The organism is Aliivibrio sp. S4MY1, assembly GCF_028765545.1.
In the GTDB taxonomy this organism is placed as follows: Bacteria; Pseudomonadota; Gammaproteobacteria; order Enterobacterales; family Vibrionaceae; genus Aliivibrio.
On record NZ_JARACP010000002.1, the window covers coordinates 25,279 to 43,878 of the forward strand.

Genomic DNA, 18,600 nt, shown 5'->3' on the forward strand with positions numbered 1-18,600 from the left:
TATAATCTACTATTTTATTCTTCTAATCGGGTTATAAATTCTAGTTAATACGAAGGCAGTAACAAATGCACTCGCAATTACCGTTAAGTATCCTAATACCGCAGTCAGTGAGTGTGAGTACAATAAGATACCTGGAATAAAGGTAATGCCCATACCTGTTGCACTGATATTTAATACATAAGTAACCAAACCACCGACTGCACCACCAACCATCCCGAAGATAAAGACTTTGCCATATTGAAGGTTTACACCAAACAGTAGTGGCTCTGTAATACCAAACAGTGTCGACATTGATGCACCGTACGCATTGCTCTTTTTCTGTTTGTTCTTCAACAGTGTCGCTACCGCAATTGCTGCACCAAATTGACCAGCCATAGACGCTGTACCTAATGGTTGTAACGGGTTCAGTCCTGTGTCATTTAATAAACCAATTTCAATCACACCCAACGCGTGATGTAGGCCGGTGATTACAATCATTTGTTGGAAAGCACCATATAGGATGTAACCAATACCTAATGGAAGATCAAGCGCCAAACGTACCAATGATGTACAACCATGCTCAATACTTTGCAGTAAAGGACCAAAGCCAAACAAGATAACCACAATAGCGATGGTGATGGTCATAAATGGCGTAACAATCAAGTCCATACTCGTTGGAACAAACTTTCTCAGATTACGTTCAAGGTAAGATGTAAACCAACCAGCAAAAATAGCAGGTAAAACTGTGCCCTGATAACCGACTAATGGGAAAGAGAGTCCAAATAAAGTGACCATCATCGGTTCTGCGCCACCACTTGCTACTGCCCATGCGTTAGGCAGTTGCGGTGCAACCATCATCAAGCCAACCACTATCGCAATAACTGGGTTACCACCAAATTTTTTCGAGGCAGAAAAAGCAATCAATACTGGTAAGAAGGCAAAAGCAGTGTCAGTTAACATGCTAAACAGTGCCAATAGCTCAGGTGAGAATTCCACACCTGAATGCAGAAGCATGCCACGCAGCCCCATTAGCAAGCCTGTTGTCACGAGCGCTGGGATTAATGGAACCAAAATATCAGCTAAAGTACGAACCACTTTTTGGCTTGCAGTCATGTCCGAGAAAGCGTCTTGCTTAAAATCACCACCTTCAGCTGTACCACCCAGTCTCTGCTTCAGTACATTGTAAACGTGAGTAACTTTACCTGTGCCAATAATAAACTGGTGCTGGCCTGATTGATAAAAGTAACCGCTGATCTGTTCAATCGCTTTGGCTTCATCAACATTAACTTTATCATTGTCTTTTAAGATTAAACGTAAGCGTGTTGCACAATGCTCTGCGTTTTTTATGTTGTCAATTCCACCGATACTATCGAGTATCTCATTGGTAATAGCGTCATAATTCATAGTGTTATACCTAAATTCCATTCACATATTGTAGGGTTGCTTTTATTTCAGCAGGCTCATCAAAAGTTATTTTTAAGTATTGGTTTCCTTTTGATGGGAAAAACAGTGACGTAAATACATTACGTCCTTGGTCTGAAAATATTTCGATAATACTTTGATCACAAAATAGCGTCAGATTTTTACTTTTTTCAGTTAATGAACAAGATCGAACTGAGCCAAACTCATACTCTTTCTCATTATGATCATAATTTGTTCTATCCAGAATTAATTGTTTATTCTGATTATCAACGGTAAATAAAAATTCATTATTAAAATCGTCAAAAATAATCACTGATATATTTTCAGCTTGACTAAAATCAATATCTAATAAAAAGGACAATGACTCTAATTTGATTATTTTCTCAGTCTTTATATTTTCATTTATTAATACCGAATTCAGTTTACATTCATTAATCGGTTCTAATTCTTGATAAAGTTTATTTTCTTTAATCGACAGTTTTCTTGGTGCAGTTAAACAGTTAATCCAACCGTATTGTTCTGATGGTAAACCATCGTCTGTTCCAGCCCATGCGATCAATGTTGGCTCATTTGGGTTGTTGTTCATTGTTTGCGGAGCATAGAAATCAAATCCACAATCCAGTTCATCCCAATGAATTACAGTAAAGGTTAGTGATCCCCAATCAATGCGACCAATGCAATACACTACGTTATAACGATTATGAAACTTCTCTTGCTTTGGTGAAATACCTTGTGGAGAAAAAATAAGTACATCTTCGCCGTCTACCTTAAGTAAATCAGGACATTCAAACATATAAGCTTCATTAAAATCCGCATCAATATCAATTGATAATTCGCCTTTTAATACCCAATTAACTAAGTTATCAGAGTAATAAACAATGATAGAACCTTTTAAATCAGCCTCTCTTTGAGCCCCAAGTAGCATGTAGTAAACGTCACCGTCTTTAATGATTTTGGGATCTCTTACATGGCCCGTATACCCTTTAGGGAACGACTTTATAATTGGATTGTGCTCTGATTTTATTACTTGATTCTCTTTATCTAAAATAGCGACGCACTGATTTGCATCACGCTCTTCGCCATTTTTCACATTACCCGTATAAAATAAATACGCAGCAGAATCCTCAACAAAAGCCGCACCAGAATAAGCGCCATGTGATTCATAATTTTCTACTGGCGTTATTTTACTTCCGTGTTCATTCCAAGAATATAAATCGTTCGATGTTAAATGCATCCAATGCTTCATGCCATGAAAAGTACCAAATGGATACCACTGATAAAATAAATGATACTCACCATTAAAATAACAAAATCCATTTGGATCATTTAATAATCCATACGGTGGCGTAATATGTAATTGTGGTCGATATACTGTATTGCAACGAATAGCATTAAAATTTTCATTGTCTTGATCCGTTGCAGCGTTAATCGTTTTATATTTATCTAAATCCACGGTGATACCCAATCATTAACTTGTTGAGTTGATAATAGAGTCTCATCTTCACTTTAGAAACTATAAACAAGACCCAATAGATAAGTAAGTTATCATTTACGCATATTGACTAAATTTATGTGATGTAACACAAAAACTTGTTACACAAATAATCGTATGATGAGCGCCACCACCAAATCGCCTTTCAAGAGATAGAAAATGACCATCAGAGACATTGCAAAATATTCAGGCGTTTCTATCGCTACGGTATCAAGAGTGATCAATAACAATGGCAAGGTATCTGACGCCGCACGGCACTCAGTAGAAGCTGCTATTGCTAAATTAAATTACCAAAAACCAGAGCCTAAGAAAAAGAAAGCAACCAAGCTATTTGGTGTGATTGTACGTAATATGAGTAATCCGTTTTTCGCTAAATTGATTGATGTATTAGAAGAGGAAGCTTATAAGCACGGGCGCAGTATTCTATTGTTCAATAGTCGTAATAATTTAAAGCTTGAGCAGACTTTTTTAGAGGAGTGTAAACATCATAATGTGGATGGGGTATTTCTTATTCCTCGCTCGTTAAAAGATCAACATATTCGTCCTCTTCAGAACGCTTCCTTTCCTATTATTCTATTAACGGTAACTTCACCACTCTGCTTGAGCATTGGAACGCACCATAAGCATGGTGGCAACTTAGTAGCTCAACACTTTATCAAACAAGGTCATCAACGCATTGGGTTTATTGGCAGTACCAGCCAACAATCAGACCGATTTATTGGCTTCAAAAACACTTTATTAAGCAAAAATAGAGCGCTGAATGCCGAGTATATTCTTACTCCTTATACGACTGAATCTCTAAAAAATTTCGTACAAGAGCAAATACTGGATTCTGTCACACCATTAGAAGCTATCTTCTGCTCTGATGATATCTCTGCTAGCCATTTATATAGCCTACTCACTAATACTGATATAGGTAAGCTCGTTGAGGTTGTTGGTTTTGATGACACCTTTATTGCACAATCACTCGGCTTTTCTAGTGTTCACCAACCGATGCATCAAATTGCCCTTCGTGGCTTTGAATTAATGCTTGATGCTCTTAAAGGCGAATATATAGAACAGAATGGGGCCAAGAAATCATTAGAGCACTTATTAGAGCCCACATTAGTATTGCGATCTTCTCCAATGATAACGCTACAAGATCGCCCTAATGAGATCCTCAAAGAAGAGACAGAGTAAGTGATCTATTTTATTTACGATTTCGCCTCTAACTCCAATAATGTTTGCTTAATATCAACTCCACCAGCATAGCCCGTTAAGCTACCATTTTTACCAATAACACGATGGCATGGAACAATAATTGAAATTGGATTTTTACCATTAGCGCCGCCAACTGCTTGAGAGGCTTTTGGGTTCCCTACCGCAATAGCAAGATCTTTATAGCACCAGGTTTCACCGTAAGGGATTGTTGTTAATGCTTTCCATACCTTATTTTGAAACTCTGTGCCATTTGCCGCTAATGGAATAGAAAATTCACGACGTTCGCCGTTAAAATATTCCTGCAACTGAAGAACGGTCAATTTCAAAATAGGGTGCTCATCTGCTTGCGTTCCAAAATCACTTAATTCCATCTCATGACTTTCAAACCAAACACCAAGTAAGCCATCATCATTCGCGTTGGCAGTCACAAGACCTAACGGGCTTTCAAATTGAGTATACACATTCATTTCATTATTCCTTTTTAACATTCTTCATCAAAACAACATTCGTCTTGTAAAAAACCAATCACTGAGGTCAGCTTCTCATATTCCGCCACACAAAATAAGGTACGACCCTCACGGCGTTGTGAAATTAGCCCAGCAGACGCTAAACCCGACACATGGTGAGACAGCGTAGAACCCGGAATATCCAATTTTTCTTGAAGTCCGCCAACGGCTATTCCTTGGTATCCAGCTCTCACTACGCTTTTATAAATGGCTAAACGTGTGGGATGGCCTAATTCTTTCAGTGCTTTAGCAACAATCTCTATATCCATGATACGTCCTCATTAAATTTATATTTCGATAATACTAGAAATAACTTGATCACGCTAATCCTTAAGTGCATACTTCGACTATTCCAGAAATATAGAGATTTAAATTATGTTTACAATTACTCAAGATATGGTGATGGACACCTTAAACATGTTCGCGTTTTTAGCGGCAGAATTAACCGTACTGTTCCTATTAATTAGCTACCTTGTTGGTGTATTACAGGAATATATTCCACCAGCAAAGATCCAAAGTATTCTGAGTGGTAAAAATGGCCAAGGCTATATTGTTGCCGGTTTGCTTGGTGCAATTACCCCATTTTGCTCATGCTCAACTATTCCTTTCTTAAAGGGTCTACTACGAGCTAAAGCCGGTTTTGGTACGATGATGGTGTTCTTATTTGCAAGTCCACTATTAAACCCGATCATTATTGGTCTGTTTGCGGTAACGTTTGGCCTTAAAGTGACGGTGTTCTACTTTGCTATTGCAATGGGTGTATCAATTATTGCAGGCTACACGTTAGAAAAACTGGGCTTTGAAAAATACGTAAAAGAAAGCGCGTATATCGCACCTGAACCAAAATGTTGTGGTTCAACCTGTGGCGCTGCGAAAAAAGCACCTCAAAGTAAATGGATGAAAATTTGGAACAGTACTTGGACTGATTTTAAGAAAGTATTGCCTTATTTAATTGGTGGTATTGCTCTTGGCTCAATGATTTATGGTTTTATGCCAACAGAATTCGTTGCTAGCGTGGCAAGTGAAAATAACCCATTTGCGATTCCAGTCGCGGCAGTCATTGGTATTCCTCTTTACATTCGTGCTGAAGCGGTTATTCCACTAAGTGCAGCACTAGCAGCAAAAGGAATGAGTCTTGGCGCAGTAATGGCGTTAATCATTGGCAGTGCAGGAGCAAGTTTAACCGAAGTGATTTTGCTTAAATCTATCTTCAAGAATCAAATGATTGCAGCGTTCTTAGTGGTCATTCTAGGTATGGCAATTGGTGCGGGCTTCTTGTATCAATTTATCTTCTAAAGATTAAGTACCTTAAAAATAATCCGCAATACTAACAAAGCCATATCACTCAATTTGATATGGCTTTTTGTCTTTAACATCATCTATTTCTTGATAAAACTTTGATGACACTAACGGTTACTCTTTCTTAATTCCAATTTCATTTCGTTTTGCACTACACTTCGTCTTCTACTTACTTTAATCGAGAAGATATACCATGAAGATCTTAACTATAGACAAAGACACGTATCGTAAAAAAACTAACTTGGTCATGGTAGGTTTTGTTGGCTGCCTTGCCGTATTAGCCATTTTATTTGGTTCGATTCTTATTGCGTTATTTGGCTCAGAAGGCATTACTGAATCAGGTTCTACTGGCAATTTTCATCTAAATGTTCTTGGTGTTATCTTAGCGGTCATAGCAAGCTCTTTTATCATGAATAAAGTCAAAAGCCATCCCTATTTTGATGAGATAATGTATGTATGGAAATTAAAACAAGTCCATAATCGTATCTATCGTAAGCTGACAAAAATTAAAGAAAAAGCAGCAAGAAATGATCATACTTCCTTGTTAATTCTCGCTTTCTACTACACTACTCAACAACAAGTTTTCACCTTGGATAACAACACCCTTACCATTACAGCAGTTCAAAAAAGCTTAAATGAAGTATATGAACAAGCAACAGAAATGAACTTTACGCTTGATCTTGATGATTTTACTGTCGACTTGCTAAATAAATATCAGTAACAAACACAACGCATCATTAATTAATTTCATAACAAGATTACAAGCAATCTCAATATTGACCTATGTCAAATGGTTACAAGCTGTGTTTTAATCGCTAATAACAACAGCACATAATAAGGAATGACATGGAAATCACTAACGTTAGCTTCATTGGTTTGGGCGTAATGGGCTATCCAATGGCTCGCCATTTAAAAAATGCAGGCTTTTCAACCACGGTATATAACCGCACTGAAGAAAAAGCAAAGCAATGGGCTGCGGAATACCAAGGTCAGTCCGCCGCTACTCCTCGTGAAGCATCAGAAGGCTCAGACATCGTTTTTGTTTGTGTGGGTAATGATGACGATGTTCGTAGCGTGATTTATGGTGACGATGGCGTACTTGCAGGCCTAAAACCTGGCGCTATTTTAGTTGATAACACCACCACATCAGCCACTCTAGCGGTTGAACTGGCGAGAGCGTGTGAAGCACAAGGTAATCAATTTATTGATGCGCCAGTCTCTGGTGGTCAAGCCGGTGCTGAAAACGGTGTATTAACCGTGATGTGTGGCGGTAATGAAGCAGCATTCAATATCGCAAAACCTGTTATCCAAAGCTTTGCTAAAGCGATTACTCTTCTTGGTGAAAATGGTCAAGGGCAACGTTGTAAAATGGCAAACCAAATCTGTATCGCAGGTGTGTTAAAAGGCCTAAGTGAAGCACTAATTCTTGCTGAAAAAGCCAATCTAGATATCGATCTGGTGGTTGATACGCTAAAGCATGGCGCAGCGGGTTCATGGCAAATGGAAAACCGTGCAAGCACTATGGCACAAGATAAATTCGATTTTGGTTTTGCCATTGATTGGATGAGAAAAGATTTAGGCATTTGTCTAGATGAAGCAAAAGATCATGGTATTAAACTGCCATTAACTGAAGAAGTCGATCAAGAATATAAAAACCTGCAAGAACAAGGGTTAGGTCGAATGGATACGTCTGTACTAATCAAAGCGGTTAAAGCAAAAGTATAACCTCATAGAAAACCATAATAACGTAAAGGGTGAAGATAATTATCACCCTTTTTTATTGTAAGTCCGCCACTTAATCTCCCCTTATTTTTCTCTTTTTGTCATTAGCTAACCTGATCTTGTGATCTAAGATTACTTTTGTTTACCCTACTCATTTTTTTCTTTTCCACTCTCTCGTCCTACAGACTGTTATTGCCTTCACGTTTTTCACTTATCAAAGACCATGAATACCTTAGATATCGTTGCGGTAGATAACATTTATCTATGTGATATGCATTTTATCTATGGCTACCTAAGATAAATAGCATTTCACCGTATACCACCAAAGTCCTATGATTATCTCAATGACGTTAGCCTTATAAACAGGTCAACATGTATCGCAGGAAGCACTCTAGAGAGACCGCTTAATACTAAATATAAGCTGTTGATACCATTAAATTATATACCAACGTGATTTTATCGGTTTAAACCTCTACCCCTATTCAGGAGCAATAAAATGATTAAGAAGTTATCGCTTGCCGTTTCAGCTGCCCTATTACTAAGTAACACTGCAATGGCTGCAGAAAACATCGTTATTGGCGTTGAAAAAAGCTATGTCCCTTACTTCACAGAACTTGCAGAGCAGTTCAATAAAGGTAAAGACTTTAAGGTTGAAGTAGCAGCAACAAGCATGTTTGATTTACTGGCAGCGCTACCCACTCAAAAAGGCAACATTGCTGATATTTTCATGATCCCAAATGACCGAATCGGTGAGTTAGCGGATCAACATTTAATTGCTCCAACCAACTTTACCGTTAATGGTTATACCGATGCCGCTACCAATGCATCAATCTACAATGGTCAAACCTACATGCTACCAATGTCTACAGATACAACGTTATTTCTGTATAACAAAGACATGATAAAAGAAGCACCAAAAACACTGAAAGAAATCCCGCCATCAGAGTGGGCGGCAAAATTTACTGATTTCTACTTCACTGGCGGCCTATTTATGTCTAATGGCGGCTACATTTTCAAAGACAATAACCCACAAGATATCGGCTTAAATACGCCAGATGCCATCAAAGCAGGTTTAGCTGCTCAAGGGTTATATAAAAGTGGTGTGAGCCATTGGACTCTAATGCAAGATGATACCGTTGCTTATGACATCATGATGAAATACTTCATGGAAGGAAAAGTAAAAGCCATTATCAACGGTCCATGGGCAATTGCTGATATCGAAAAAGCGGGCGTTAATGTTGGCGCAGCACCTATCCCAAGTTGGGATGGCAGCCACCCATATAAAGCCCTAACAGGTACAAAAGGGATGACCGTTAACGGCTACAGTGACAACAAAGAAGGTGCTCGTGCCTTTATTGAATTCCTAGCAACGCCTGAGAATGCAAACAAATGGTATTCAGACACACGTGAAGTATCACCTAGCCTATCGGTTAATTACAAAGAAGGCTCTCTACACAAAGCTATCTTTGATGCGACCAATATCGGCCAACCTATGCCAAGCATTCCAGAGTTCATGAAAGTATGGGGACCAATGAAAACGGGTCTTGCTCAAATTGCACAAGGTCAAGATGTAAAAGCGGTACTAGATGCAGCCGTTGATACTATCGAAATTGATATCGAAGACATGTAATCCCCTCTTATTCGATTTCAATCTATCTGCACGGTGCCGAGCTACTCAGCATCGTGCAATACAAAGACATGACATATCTACACAACACTAATAAATAAGTAGGTTATTTACATGAGTCAACAGTTTGTATTCTGGCTCTCTATGCTGATTCCAGGTAGTGGACACTTTGCACTACGTCGAATGCGAGAGGCTTTATTTGGGTTCTCTATATTGGCTTTAGAGATATTGGTTTTTATTCAATTCACCCTTCCTAATTTCCGTCTGTTAGCTGTCGAACAACCGAATGGAAAAATCACTATTGGTGCAGAGCGCTTTGTGGATGATTCTTTTCTTATCATGGTGGGTTCAACCGTTGGCGCAATGATGATCTTAGTCTTTTTCGCATTGCACTACGCCTTTGCTCGCGATGCAAAAGACGTGAAACGACAAATAGATGAATCTGGTTTTGCGATTACCTTTACAGAAAAAGTGCGCGGATTATCACACGAAATCGTACCAAATCTAATTACCGCACCTAAATTCATATTGCTGTTTGTTTTTGCTTTATTACCAGCGATTGTTTCTATCGTTGTTGCTTTTACTAACTTCAAACGCCCTGTTTTACCACCAGCATTTCTTATTGAGTGGAAAGGCTTTACCAACTTTGAGCGTTTGTTTACGAACGAACGAACTGCTGCTGCATTCCAAGAAACCTTATCTTGGACATTAACTTGGACATTCTGCGCCTCTGCACTCACTATTGTATTAGGTACAGTTCTAGCGGTTGTCGCTAACAATAAACACATCAGAGGGAAGAAGTTCTTCCGAACTGTGTACATTTTACCTTGGGCAGTTCCTGCTTTCTTAACCATTCTTGTTTTCCAACTGTTCTTCTCAAAAGTTGGTGGCATGAACACCATGGTCATCCCATTTTTCACTGGTAACGAATACGACGTAAGCACAGCAATTGGTTTCTTCCTAAACGCAGATTACGCCAAAATTACCATCATCTTAATTCAAGCGTGGCTAGGATTCCCTTACGTATTTATCTTGGTGACAGGTGTATTACAAACCATTCCTGATGACTTATATGAAGCCAGTGCAATCGATGGTGGTAATGCATGGACAAACTTCTTCGACATCACTCTACCCTTGATATTAATAAGTGTTGCTCCGGTATTTATTACCCAATTTACCTTCAACTTTAACAACGTCACCATCGTATACATGTTGGGTGAAGCGACGGTTCAAACCGTAGGGTCTATCTACAAACCGCTCGATACTATTTCATCCCTTGGTTTCCGATTAATGATGGATGCGAAATACAACGAAGCGGCGGTATATACCTTAATCACCAGTACTGTTGTCGGTGCCGTGGTCTTGTATTCATGGCTAAAAGCGGGTGCCTTTAAAAATGAGGAAGTTATGTAATGGACAGAGCAATTCCTTTAGAACGCCAAATTAAAAAGAAACGTTTAAATCGTCACGTTATCACTAAAAATATGGGTGTTATCTTTAGTTACGCGTTTCTAATTTCAATGTCAGTGATCATTCTATACCCAATATTAGTGACATTAATGAGTGCGTTTAACGTCAGTAACTCACTGTACTCTACGTCGTTCTTCCCTGAAAATTTCAGTTTAACGGAGAACTTTGTTCAACTTTTTAATGATACGCCTTATTTAAGCTGGTACCGAAATACCTTCTTAGTGTCGATAATCACTATGATCCTTTCTACGTTTATCGTAACAATTTCGGGGTTTGTTTACTCTCGTTATCGTTACCAATCTCGTAAGAGTGCATTAATGTCATTATTGATCATTCAAATCATCCCATCAGGCAGTGGCTTAATTGCTCTGTATGCGATTGCGAACTCTATCGGTATTTACAGCTCTGCCAACGCCACACTTTATACGTATATCTTTATGATCCTCATCTACACCACAGGTGGCATCACAATGAATACGATTTTAATGAAAGGCTATTACGATTCGATTCCTCGTGCATTAGATGAATCAGCAAAAATTGATGGTGCAACTCAAATGCAGATCTTCAAAGAGATACTGCTGCCATTAGTTAAACCTATGATCATGGTTATCGCTATCTTCTGTTTCTTAGGTCCAATTGGCGACATCATCATGCCTAAGTTCCTGATTGCAAGTATGGATTCAGAAGCAAAAACGCTGGCAGTTGGCCTTATGGGTCTTATCAATAACATCAAAGAATCAAGCTACAACGTATTCGCAGCAGGCGCGGTCTTAGCAGCAATTCCGCCTGTTATCGTTTTCTATAAATTTCAAGATTATATCGTGGGCGGCTTAACGTCTGGTGGAGTAAAAGGCTAATGAGCAAAATTTCATTAAGAAACATCAATAAAAAATACCCAAATTCTGATACCTGCTCGGTACGTGATTTCAATCTCGATATTGAAGAAGGGGAATTCATTGTTCTTGTCGGCCCATCGGGTTGTGGGAAATCCACCACGCTACGCATGATTGCAGGCTTAGAAGACATTACTGATGGCGAATTCATCATCGATGGTGAAGTGGTAAACGATGTTAGCTCAAAAGATCGTGATATCGCTATGGTATTCCAAAGCTACGCGCTGTACCCACACATGTCGGTACGTGACAACATTGGTTACGGCTTAAAGTTGCGTAATTACCCAAGTGATGAGATCAAAAACTCGGTTGATAATATTTCTGACGATTTATTTTTAAAAGAGTACCTAGAGCGTAAACCAAAAGAGTTGTCAGGTGGACAGCGTCAACGTGTGGCTTTAGGCCGAGCCATGGTTCGCACACCTAAATTGTATCTAATGGATGAGCCGTTAAGTAACTTGGATGCGAAATTACGTACTACAACACGTACTGAAATTTCTCGTATGCACAGAGCTAAGGGCGCAATCACAATTTACGTAACTCATGATCAAGTTGAAGCAATGACCATGGCGGATCGCATCGTATTAATGTCGATGGGTGAAGTTCAGCAAATTGGTTCTCCAAAAGAGTTATTTACCAACCCTAAAAACTGTTTTGTAGCGACTTTCATGGGTATGCCATCAATGAACCTTATTGAAGGAACCTACGAAGGCGGCCAGTTCATGTGTCACTCTTTCACTATTACCTTAAATGAAAGTGACCAACAGATCTTAAACGACGCAGGTTACAACGGAAAATCAGTCACATTGGGCGCACGCTCTAGTGCCATTCGTTCTGGCAAGAAATACCGCGATGCATTCCCTGATTGTTGTTTTGAAGTCACCGCACTTAACAGCGAATACTTAGGCGATGCGATTAACGTATTCTTTAATGCCGCACCAATGAACATGTTTGTAGGCACATTGGGTACCGGCGAACCAGACGTTGATATCGATGAGAAAATCACCTTAGTTATCGATAATACCAAGCTGCATTTCTTTGATACTGAGACGGAAGAATCCATCAAGTACTCAATCAAATCGGCTGAATTTAAGAAATAGAACACAGCCATCTTTATTGCTCTCACCTCATCGAGGGCAATAAGCCATGCCTTATAGAGCATATTTACACCGTAAAGAAAGGAGTCACATTTTGAATTTTCGCGGCCAACTTCAACGCATTCACGACTATATGCTTCATATTGCTGTCGCTGTCGTTATTTTCATTACCGGCTTTATCATTGCTTACAGCAGTCTTCCTAAGCCATCGTTTGACTACTCAACCTTTACTGAGCAGCAGCAAAATTTTAAACAATGTGTGAATAATGATGAGTTATTTACCTCAGCACAACTGTTTGAAAATAACTATTTAAGCCTGCCGCTAGAAACCATTAATACCCAATACAAAGCACTGCGTGATCAGATCCCAAGTGATTGCGGATCGTTTCATGTAGAAAGCAGTTATGAACAACTGCAAGAAATGGCATTACCTGTATTAGCAGAAGCCCAGCGCTTTTATGGCACTCAAAACGTAAAAGCCGTGAATGCCGTGTATACCACGCCTTCTCAATACAACGCGCTGCTTACACAGCCTCAGCCTTATCTGTTTTTCATTTCTGATAATGAGCAAGAACGCATCGCGGCATTCAAAGTAACACCGACCAAAAATGACGTCCAAATTACCTCGCTGTGGGGATACGAAGAGAGCCAAGATCTCGCGTACACCCAAGGTGAAGTGCAAAAACTGTTACTCGTTTATAACGAAATTAAAAGCTAACTATAAACTCCCTCGTTAATTTACCACCTGCAGAGTGGGTAAGCTAAACACGGGATAACATTTGATATTTAATTGTAAGGTTCACATGAAAATCTCTCTTTCTAAAGCAAATTTTCGCGATATGGATCGCCTTGAAGAATCGAACTACCTGCTAACGAATGGACTAGGCGGTTATTCTTCTCTTACCCTTGCAGGCTCTTGCAGTCGAAGTGATCATGCGTTGTTTATGGCAAGCCTTGTTGCACCAAACAATCGCTTTAATTTTGTTCGTCATTTGGATGACCGCATTACATTACCAAGTGGCGAACCTTACCCACTCTCTTCACAGGCCAATGTAAATCCGTATGACACGGTAGACTCAACCCTACTGTTTGATAATTTTACCCAAACTCATCTTCCACAGTTTACTTATCGTATCCGTGGTATTGAAATCACCAAAACCATTGTGATGGCTCAAGGGGTAAACCGTCTTGCGGTTAACTATCAAATATTCAATCCATTGAAACAAGCATTTACATTGAATGTAACACCAAAGTATCACTTCTGTGCAAAAGGACAGAACCTATCAAGACAACAAGAATTTACGCATCAAGAGGGCAAAATCACCAGTAACGGTCAAGCACTTAATTATCGTCACAATGGTGCTGATTCAGCATTGGATACCCCTCGCTATGAGTCTGGTCTGTACTTTTCTTATGATGCTCGCGATGGCCGTCCTGCAACAGATGCTCAAATAGCGCTTCATACCATTGCTTTTGTTGGGACTGAAACGCACGAGCAGTTCTCGATAGTATTTGAAGCACAAGAAGATCGCGCCGTTTCTCTAGAAGCACAGACTGCCGATGAAATGATTAACGCAGAAATTAAGCGCCAACAAGAGTACATCAAGCTCGCTAATCTAAAGAGCTTATTTGGAAAACAATTGGTCCGTGCCAGTGAGCAGTTTGTGGTAGATCGTGACTCAACAGAATCCAAATCAATCATTGCGGGCTACCCATTCTTTGCCGATTGGGGCCGTGACACCATGATTGCCTTATGGGGTTGTAATTTATCAACCAATCAATTTGAAGACGCAAGACAGATCTTCCGTACTTTTATCCGTTACGAACGCCGTGGTGTACTTCCTAATCTTTTCCCTGAAGCTGGGGTTGAGCCAATGTATAACACCATTGATGCATCGCTACTCTTCATTGTTAGCTTATATGAATATTACCAAGCAAGCGGCGATCTGGAGTTTATCCGTGACGAAGCATACGAGTGCATGACTAACATTTATCAGCATTACCGTAACGGTACTGACTTTGAGATTAAGATGCTTGATAACGGCTTGATCAGCGGCGGCAGCGGTTTTGATCAACTTACTTGGATGGATATTCGTTACGGCGATATCGTACCAACCCCAAGACACGGTTGTGCAGTAGAAATTAATGCTCTTTGGTTTAATGCGCTCTCTATTCTTGATTTCTTTAATCAAAAACTGAATAAGCCGATGCCGGAATTACCAGCACTGGTAGAGCAAGTAAAAACCACCTTTAACGATGAGTTTTACAATGATGCTGGGTACTTAAATGATTGGATTAAAGAAGGGGAAGTAAACCAACAAATTCGCCCAAACCAAGCTTATGCCGTTGGCCTTCCTTTCCCAATATTAAGTCAAGAAAGAGCACGTTCGGTCATTCTTACCATTTATAAAGAGTTGTATTCACCGTTGGGTTTACGATCACTAGCAATGAGTGATTCTGAATTTAAAGCAGTATGTACAGGCTCGCATTTTGATCGAGACATGGCCTACCACCAAGGCACAGTTTGGGGCTTTATGATCGGTCAATTCTTAATGGGGATATTACGTCAGTTCCCACAGGATAAAGACTTACTTCGTATTGTTGAACAGTTTATTGAGCATAACCAAGATGGCCTATATGAAGGTTGTATTGGTCAATTGGCTGAAATCTATGATGGTTACGCACCAAGTCAATCTCGTGGTTGTTTCGCCCAAGCGTGGAGCGTCAGTGAAGTATTACGTGTCGTGAAATATTACGAACAAACACACCAAAAATAGAATTTCATATTTAAATATTATACCAATCACAGTAAGTAAGTGAACATAAATAGCACAGGAAAAATGCTTGAGAACAAGGCGAAATTTTTCGATAAGTAGTTATTCTACAATCAAAAATTTCAACACAGTTATCGAGCATTTTAACTAGCTAGGATGATCAGTTATTTACTACGATTGGTATTATCCCAACCTGAGTAACTATTACGTCAGATAGTTATTCGGGTTGGTACTTTCATTAAACGGTATTAATCATGATTACAAAAGCAGCGATCTATCATAGATCTCACTCAAGTTATTCTTATACTTATGATAAAGAAACGCTTCATTTACGCATTCGCACAGCAAAGGGCGAAGTCGATAACGCCACATTACGAATTGGTGACCCATACGATTGGACATCGGGTGGTGGCGGCGGCAACCTAAATGCAGAAGATGCCATGGGTTGGAGTGGCGGCGAAAACTTTGTGATGGAAAAAGAGTGTGAAACAGAATTGTTTGATTACTGGTTCTGCGAAGCACAGCCACGATTTTTCCGTGCTCGTTATGCTTTTATTCTTGAAGGCAAAGAAGACGAAACATTGCTCGTGACTGAAAAACAAATTTTCACCATCACCGATGATGCAGACCCAGTATTAAGCCAATTACTCAATTTTTATTGCTTCCCATACATGAACCCTATTGATGTATTTAGCCCGCCACAGTGGGTAAAAGAGACGGTTTGGTATCAAATATTTCCTGAGCGTTTTGCCAATGGTGATCCCTCAATTTCACCAAGCAATGCACTTCCTTGGGGCTCTGAAGATCCGAAAACCAACAGCTTCTTTGGTGGTGATTTACAAGGCGTTATTGACCACCTTGATTACCTACAAGATCTTGGTATTACTGGTTTATATTTCACCCCAATTACTGAAGGCAAAACGAATCATAAATACGACACCATTGACTATCTAAACGTTGACCCTGCTTTTGGTGACGACGACACGGTAAGAACACTAATTGCAGAAGCTCATAAACGTGGCATGAAAGTCATGTTAGATGCCGTATTCAATCATATTGGTGCCGATTCTCTTCAATGGCAAGATGTCATCAAACACGGCAAAGACTCAAAATACATTGATTGGTTCTATGTTGAGCAATTCCCACTGATAGACGAGTCTAAAAAAGATCAGCACAGTAAAGAGTATCTCAACTATCGCGCCTTTGCCTTTGCGCAAAACATGCCAAAGTTAAATACCGAAAATCCAGAAGTGATGGAATACTTACTTGAAGTTGGTCGCTACTGGGTGCGTAATTTCAATATCGATGCGTGGCGTTTAGATGTCGCCAACGAAGTTGATCAACGCTTCTGGCGACGCTTCCGTGATGAGTTAAAAACAATCAAACCTGAGATCTATATTTTGGGTGAAGCGTGGCATGACTCGATGAACTGGCTTGCTGGAGATCAATTTGATGCCGTAATGAATTACCCATTATCCGATGCAATGATAGGATTTTTTGCTCATGGAAACCTCAATGCAAATCAGTTCAAATATGCGGTAAATGATGTCAATACAAGCTACCCGATTGCGGTTAATGAAGTGGCGTTTTCCTTGTTAGATAGCCATGATACGGCTCGTATTCTTCACCGTTGTAATGGCAATAAAGAAAAGGTGAAACTGGCCTATTTATTCCAATTTACCCACAGTGGTACACCGTGTATTTATTATGGTAGTGAAATTGGCTTAGATGGCGGAGCCGATCCATTAAACCGTAAATGCATGATTTGGGATGAAACTAAGCATGATATGGACATGAAACATCATATTATGCAGATCATCAAATTACGTAAGCAGCACCCCGCACTGTGTGCTCATCGCATTAATTGGTTAATGAGTGATGATGAAAAACAATGTCTTATCTACCAAAAAGTCTTAAAAGACGAGTGTATTACTGTGGTTATGAATAACAGCGCCAACACGGTTGATATTACTCTACCTGATGTATTATCGAATCATAATGTCACTGATATTTATAACGATACTGCTTGCAAATTAGAAGAAACGTTAACATTGGCACCCTTTAGCTTCGCCATGTATCAAAACGAGAACTAATCGCTAGATATCAAATATTAAGCCACATAAAATAGCTCTTTCTTATTCAAGCAAAGAGCTATTATGTTTAAATTAATGATTCAATTCATTCAAGTAGCTAAAACTCAAAACGTCACCCAAGCCGCGAATAACCTCTGTTTAAGTCAACCGACATTGAGCCACAATATGCAGAAGTTAGAAGAGAAGCTGGGCAGTAAATTGTTTAATCGTAACTCAAAAGGGATCACCCTAACCTCTAGTGGCGAGTTACTTTACGAACAAGCAAAAATGATGCAAAACCTCTATGAAAACACCCTCAATAAATTAGAGAAGAATAAACTCAGACATCAAACCGAACTCAAAATTGGTTGTGGTGATGCATGGTGGCAGCTATTCATTAGAGATTGCGTGCAAGAGTTTAGAGAAACTTACCCTCACAGTAATATCTCTGTTGATGTAGGGAATCACCTGCAATTAATGAACTTATTGCTCAGTGATGAAATCAGTATTTTTGTTGGCCATGAGATATTAGGCTTAGCACAATATGAAGACATACTGTTTCATCCTCTTTTTCAATGCAGTGAAGAAGTCTACGTAAGAAAAGGTCACCCTTTACTAGAGATTGTCTGTAGCAATGAAGATATCGCTCGCTTTCCATCGGTTGATTTAGGGGCGGCAAAAAAACGATTTACGCATTTAGTTCAACAACAAAATGAAGAGTTAACCACCTTTCAAAAACGCCACTATTTGCAAGAAAAGGTTATCTACAATACCAACTCACTGTTAACTGCGATTGATTTATTACAAAACAGTGATGCGATCTTGCCTTATCCAATGACGATGAGAGATTACTTTGGTGGTTTTGATATTGTGCCTTTACAGATGAAAGAGTGTTTCAGTAAAGCAACGATTGGGGCTTACTTACATAAAGATGGTCAGCAAAATAAACAAAGTATTGAGCTGTTAGAACAATTCAAGATACTAATTAAAAATAATCCTCAAATTAATGGCGAGTTTTAATTCTAATCCTCATTATTTAAATAAAAA

Annotated in this window: 16 protein-coding genes; 12 read left to right on the forward strand and 4 right to left on the reverse strand. The window is 39.3% G+C overall.

Annotated elements, in window-relative coordinates; translation table 11 throughout:
- Positions 1–9: 9 nt before the first annotated feature.
- Both PVK71_RS02620 and PVK71_RS02625 read right to left on the reverse strand, forming a co-directional pair.
- Positions 10–1,383 carry a PTS transporter subunit EIIC gene (locus PVK71_RS02620; RefSeq protein ID WP_274417855.1) on the reverse strand — a complete coding sequence of 458 codons (1,374 nt, stop codon included), beginning with the start codon at positions 1,381–1,383 and terminating at the stop codon, positions 10–12.
- Positions 1,384–1,393: 10 nt separating this feature from the next.
- Positions 1,394–2,854 carry a glycoside hydrolase family 32 protein gene (locus PVK71_RS02625; RefSeq protein ID WP_274417854.1) on the reverse strand — a complete coding sequence of 487 codons (1,461 nt, stop codon included), beginning with the start codon at positions 2,852–2,854 and terminating at the stop codon, positions 1,394–1,396.
- 198 nt (positions 2,855–3,052) lie between these two features.
- On the opposite strand from PVK71_RS02625, the gene PVK71_RS02630 reads away from it, so the two are divergent.
- Entirely contained in the window at positions 3,053–4,072 is a 1,020-nt protein-coding gene (locus PVK71_RS02630; RefSeq protein ID WP_274417853.1) for a LacI family DNA-binding transcriptional regulator, read from the forward strand.
- Positions 4,073–4,086: 14 nt separating this feature from the next.
- Here the strand turns inward: PVK71_RS02630 and PVK71_RS02635 are convergent, their stop codons facing one another.
- The gene (locus PVK71_RS02635) at positions 4,087–4,560 is read right to left on the reverse strand and encodes a methylated-DNA--[protein]-cysteine S-methyltransferase (RefSeq protein ID WP_274417851.1); all 474 of its coding nucleotides are present in this window, start codon (positions 4,558–4,560) and stop codon (positions 4,087–4,089) included.
- Positions 4,561–4,574: 14 nt separating this feature from the next.
- Positions 4,575–4,868, reverse strand: coding sequence for an ArsR/SmtB family transcription factor (locus tag PVK71_RS02640; RefSeq protein ID WP_130086207.1), 294 nt, complete (start codon positions 4,866–4,868; stop codon positions 4,575–4,577).
- Between the two features lie 106 nt (positions 4,869–4,974).
- Between PVK71_RS02640 and PVK71_RS02645 the strand changes: the two genes are divergently transcribed.
- From PVK71_RS02645 to PVK71_RS02695, 11 genes are all read left to right on the forward strand, one after another.
- Positions 4,975–5,895 carry a permease gene (locus tag PVK71_RS02645; protein ID WP_274417849.1) on the forward strand — a complete coding sequence of 307 codons (921 nt, stop codon included), beginning with the start codon at positions 4,975–4,977 and terminating at the stop codon, positions 5,893–5,895.
- A 196-nt stretch (positions 5,896–6,091) separates the two neighbouring features.
- On the forward strand, positions 6,092–6,619 hold the full coding sequence (locus PVK71_RS02650; RefSeq protein ID WP_274417848.1) for a DUF3087 domain-containing protein: 528 nt from the start codon (positions 6,092–6,094) through the stop codon (positions 6,617–6,619).
- A gap of 125 nt (positions 6,620–6,744) precedes the next feature.
- A complete protein-coding gene (locus PVK71_RS02655; protein ID WP_274417847.1) occupies positions 6,745–7,623 on the forward strand; it encodes an NAD(P)-dependent oxidoreductase in 879 nt (292 codons plus the stop codon).
- 493 nt (positions 7,624–8,116) lie between these two features.
- Positions 8,117–9,250 carry a sugar ABC transporter substrate-binding protein gene (locus PVK71_RS02660; RefSeq protein ID WP_130086204.1) on the forward strand — a complete coding sequence of 378 codons (1,134 nt, stop codon included), beginning with the start codon at positions 8,117–8,119 and terminating at the stop codon, positions 9,248–9,250.
- A gap of 111 nt (positions 9,251–9,361) precedes the next feature.
- Complete coding sequence (locus PVK71_RS02665; RefSeq protein WP_274417844.1) at positions 9,362–10,660, forward strand: ABC transporter permease subunit; 1,299 nt, start codon at positions 9,362–9,364, stop codon at positions 10,658–10,660.
- Positions 10,660–11,574: a sugar ABC transporter permease gene (locus PVK71_RS02670; protein ID WP_130046704.1), complete on the forward strand. Its 915-nt coding sequence runs from the start codon at positions 10,660–10,662 to the stop codon at positions 11,572–11,574. The genes PVK71_RS02665 and PVK71_RS02670 overlap by 1 nt, the downstream gene beginning before the upstream one ends.
- Positions 11,574–12,710, forward strand: a complete 1,137-nt coding sequence (locus PVK71_RS02675; protein WP_274417843.1) for an ABC transporter ATP-binding protein — start codon at positions 11,574–11,576, stop codon at positions 12,708–12,710. The genes PVK71_RS02670 and PVK71_RS02675 overlap by 1 nt, the downstream gene beginning before the upstream one ends.
- 91 nt (positions 12,711–12,801) lie before the next feature.
- Positions 12,802–13,425, forward strand: a complete 624-nt coding sequence (locus tag PVK71_RS02680) for a hypothetical protein (RefSeq protein ID WP_274417842.1) — start codon at positions 12,802–12,804, stop codon at positions 13,423–13,425.
- Between the two features lie 85 nt (positions 13,426–13,510).
- The gene (locus tag PVK71_RS02685; RefSeq protein WP_274417841.1) at positions 13,511–15,484 is read left to right on the forward strand and encodes an amylo-alpha-1,6-glucosidase; all 1,974 of its coding nucleotides are present in this window, start codon (positions 13,511–13,513) and stop codon (positions 15,482–15,484) included.
- A 251-nt stretch (positions 15,485–15,735) separates the two neighbouring features.
- Positions 15,736–17,574, forward strand: a complete 1,839-nt coding sequence (locus PVK71_RS02690; RefSeq protein WP_274417839.1) for a glycoside hydrolase family 13 protein — start codon at positions 15,736–15,738, stop codon at positions 17,572–17,574.
- Between the two features lie 63 nt (positions 17,575–17,637).
- Positions 17,638–18,573: a LysR family transcriptional regulator gene (locus tag PVK71_RS02695; protein ID WP_274421742.1), complete on the forward strand. Its 936-nt coding sequence runs from the start codon at positions 17,638–17,640 to the stop codon at positions 18,571–18,573.
- Positions 18,574–18,600 lie beyond the last annotated feature (27 nt).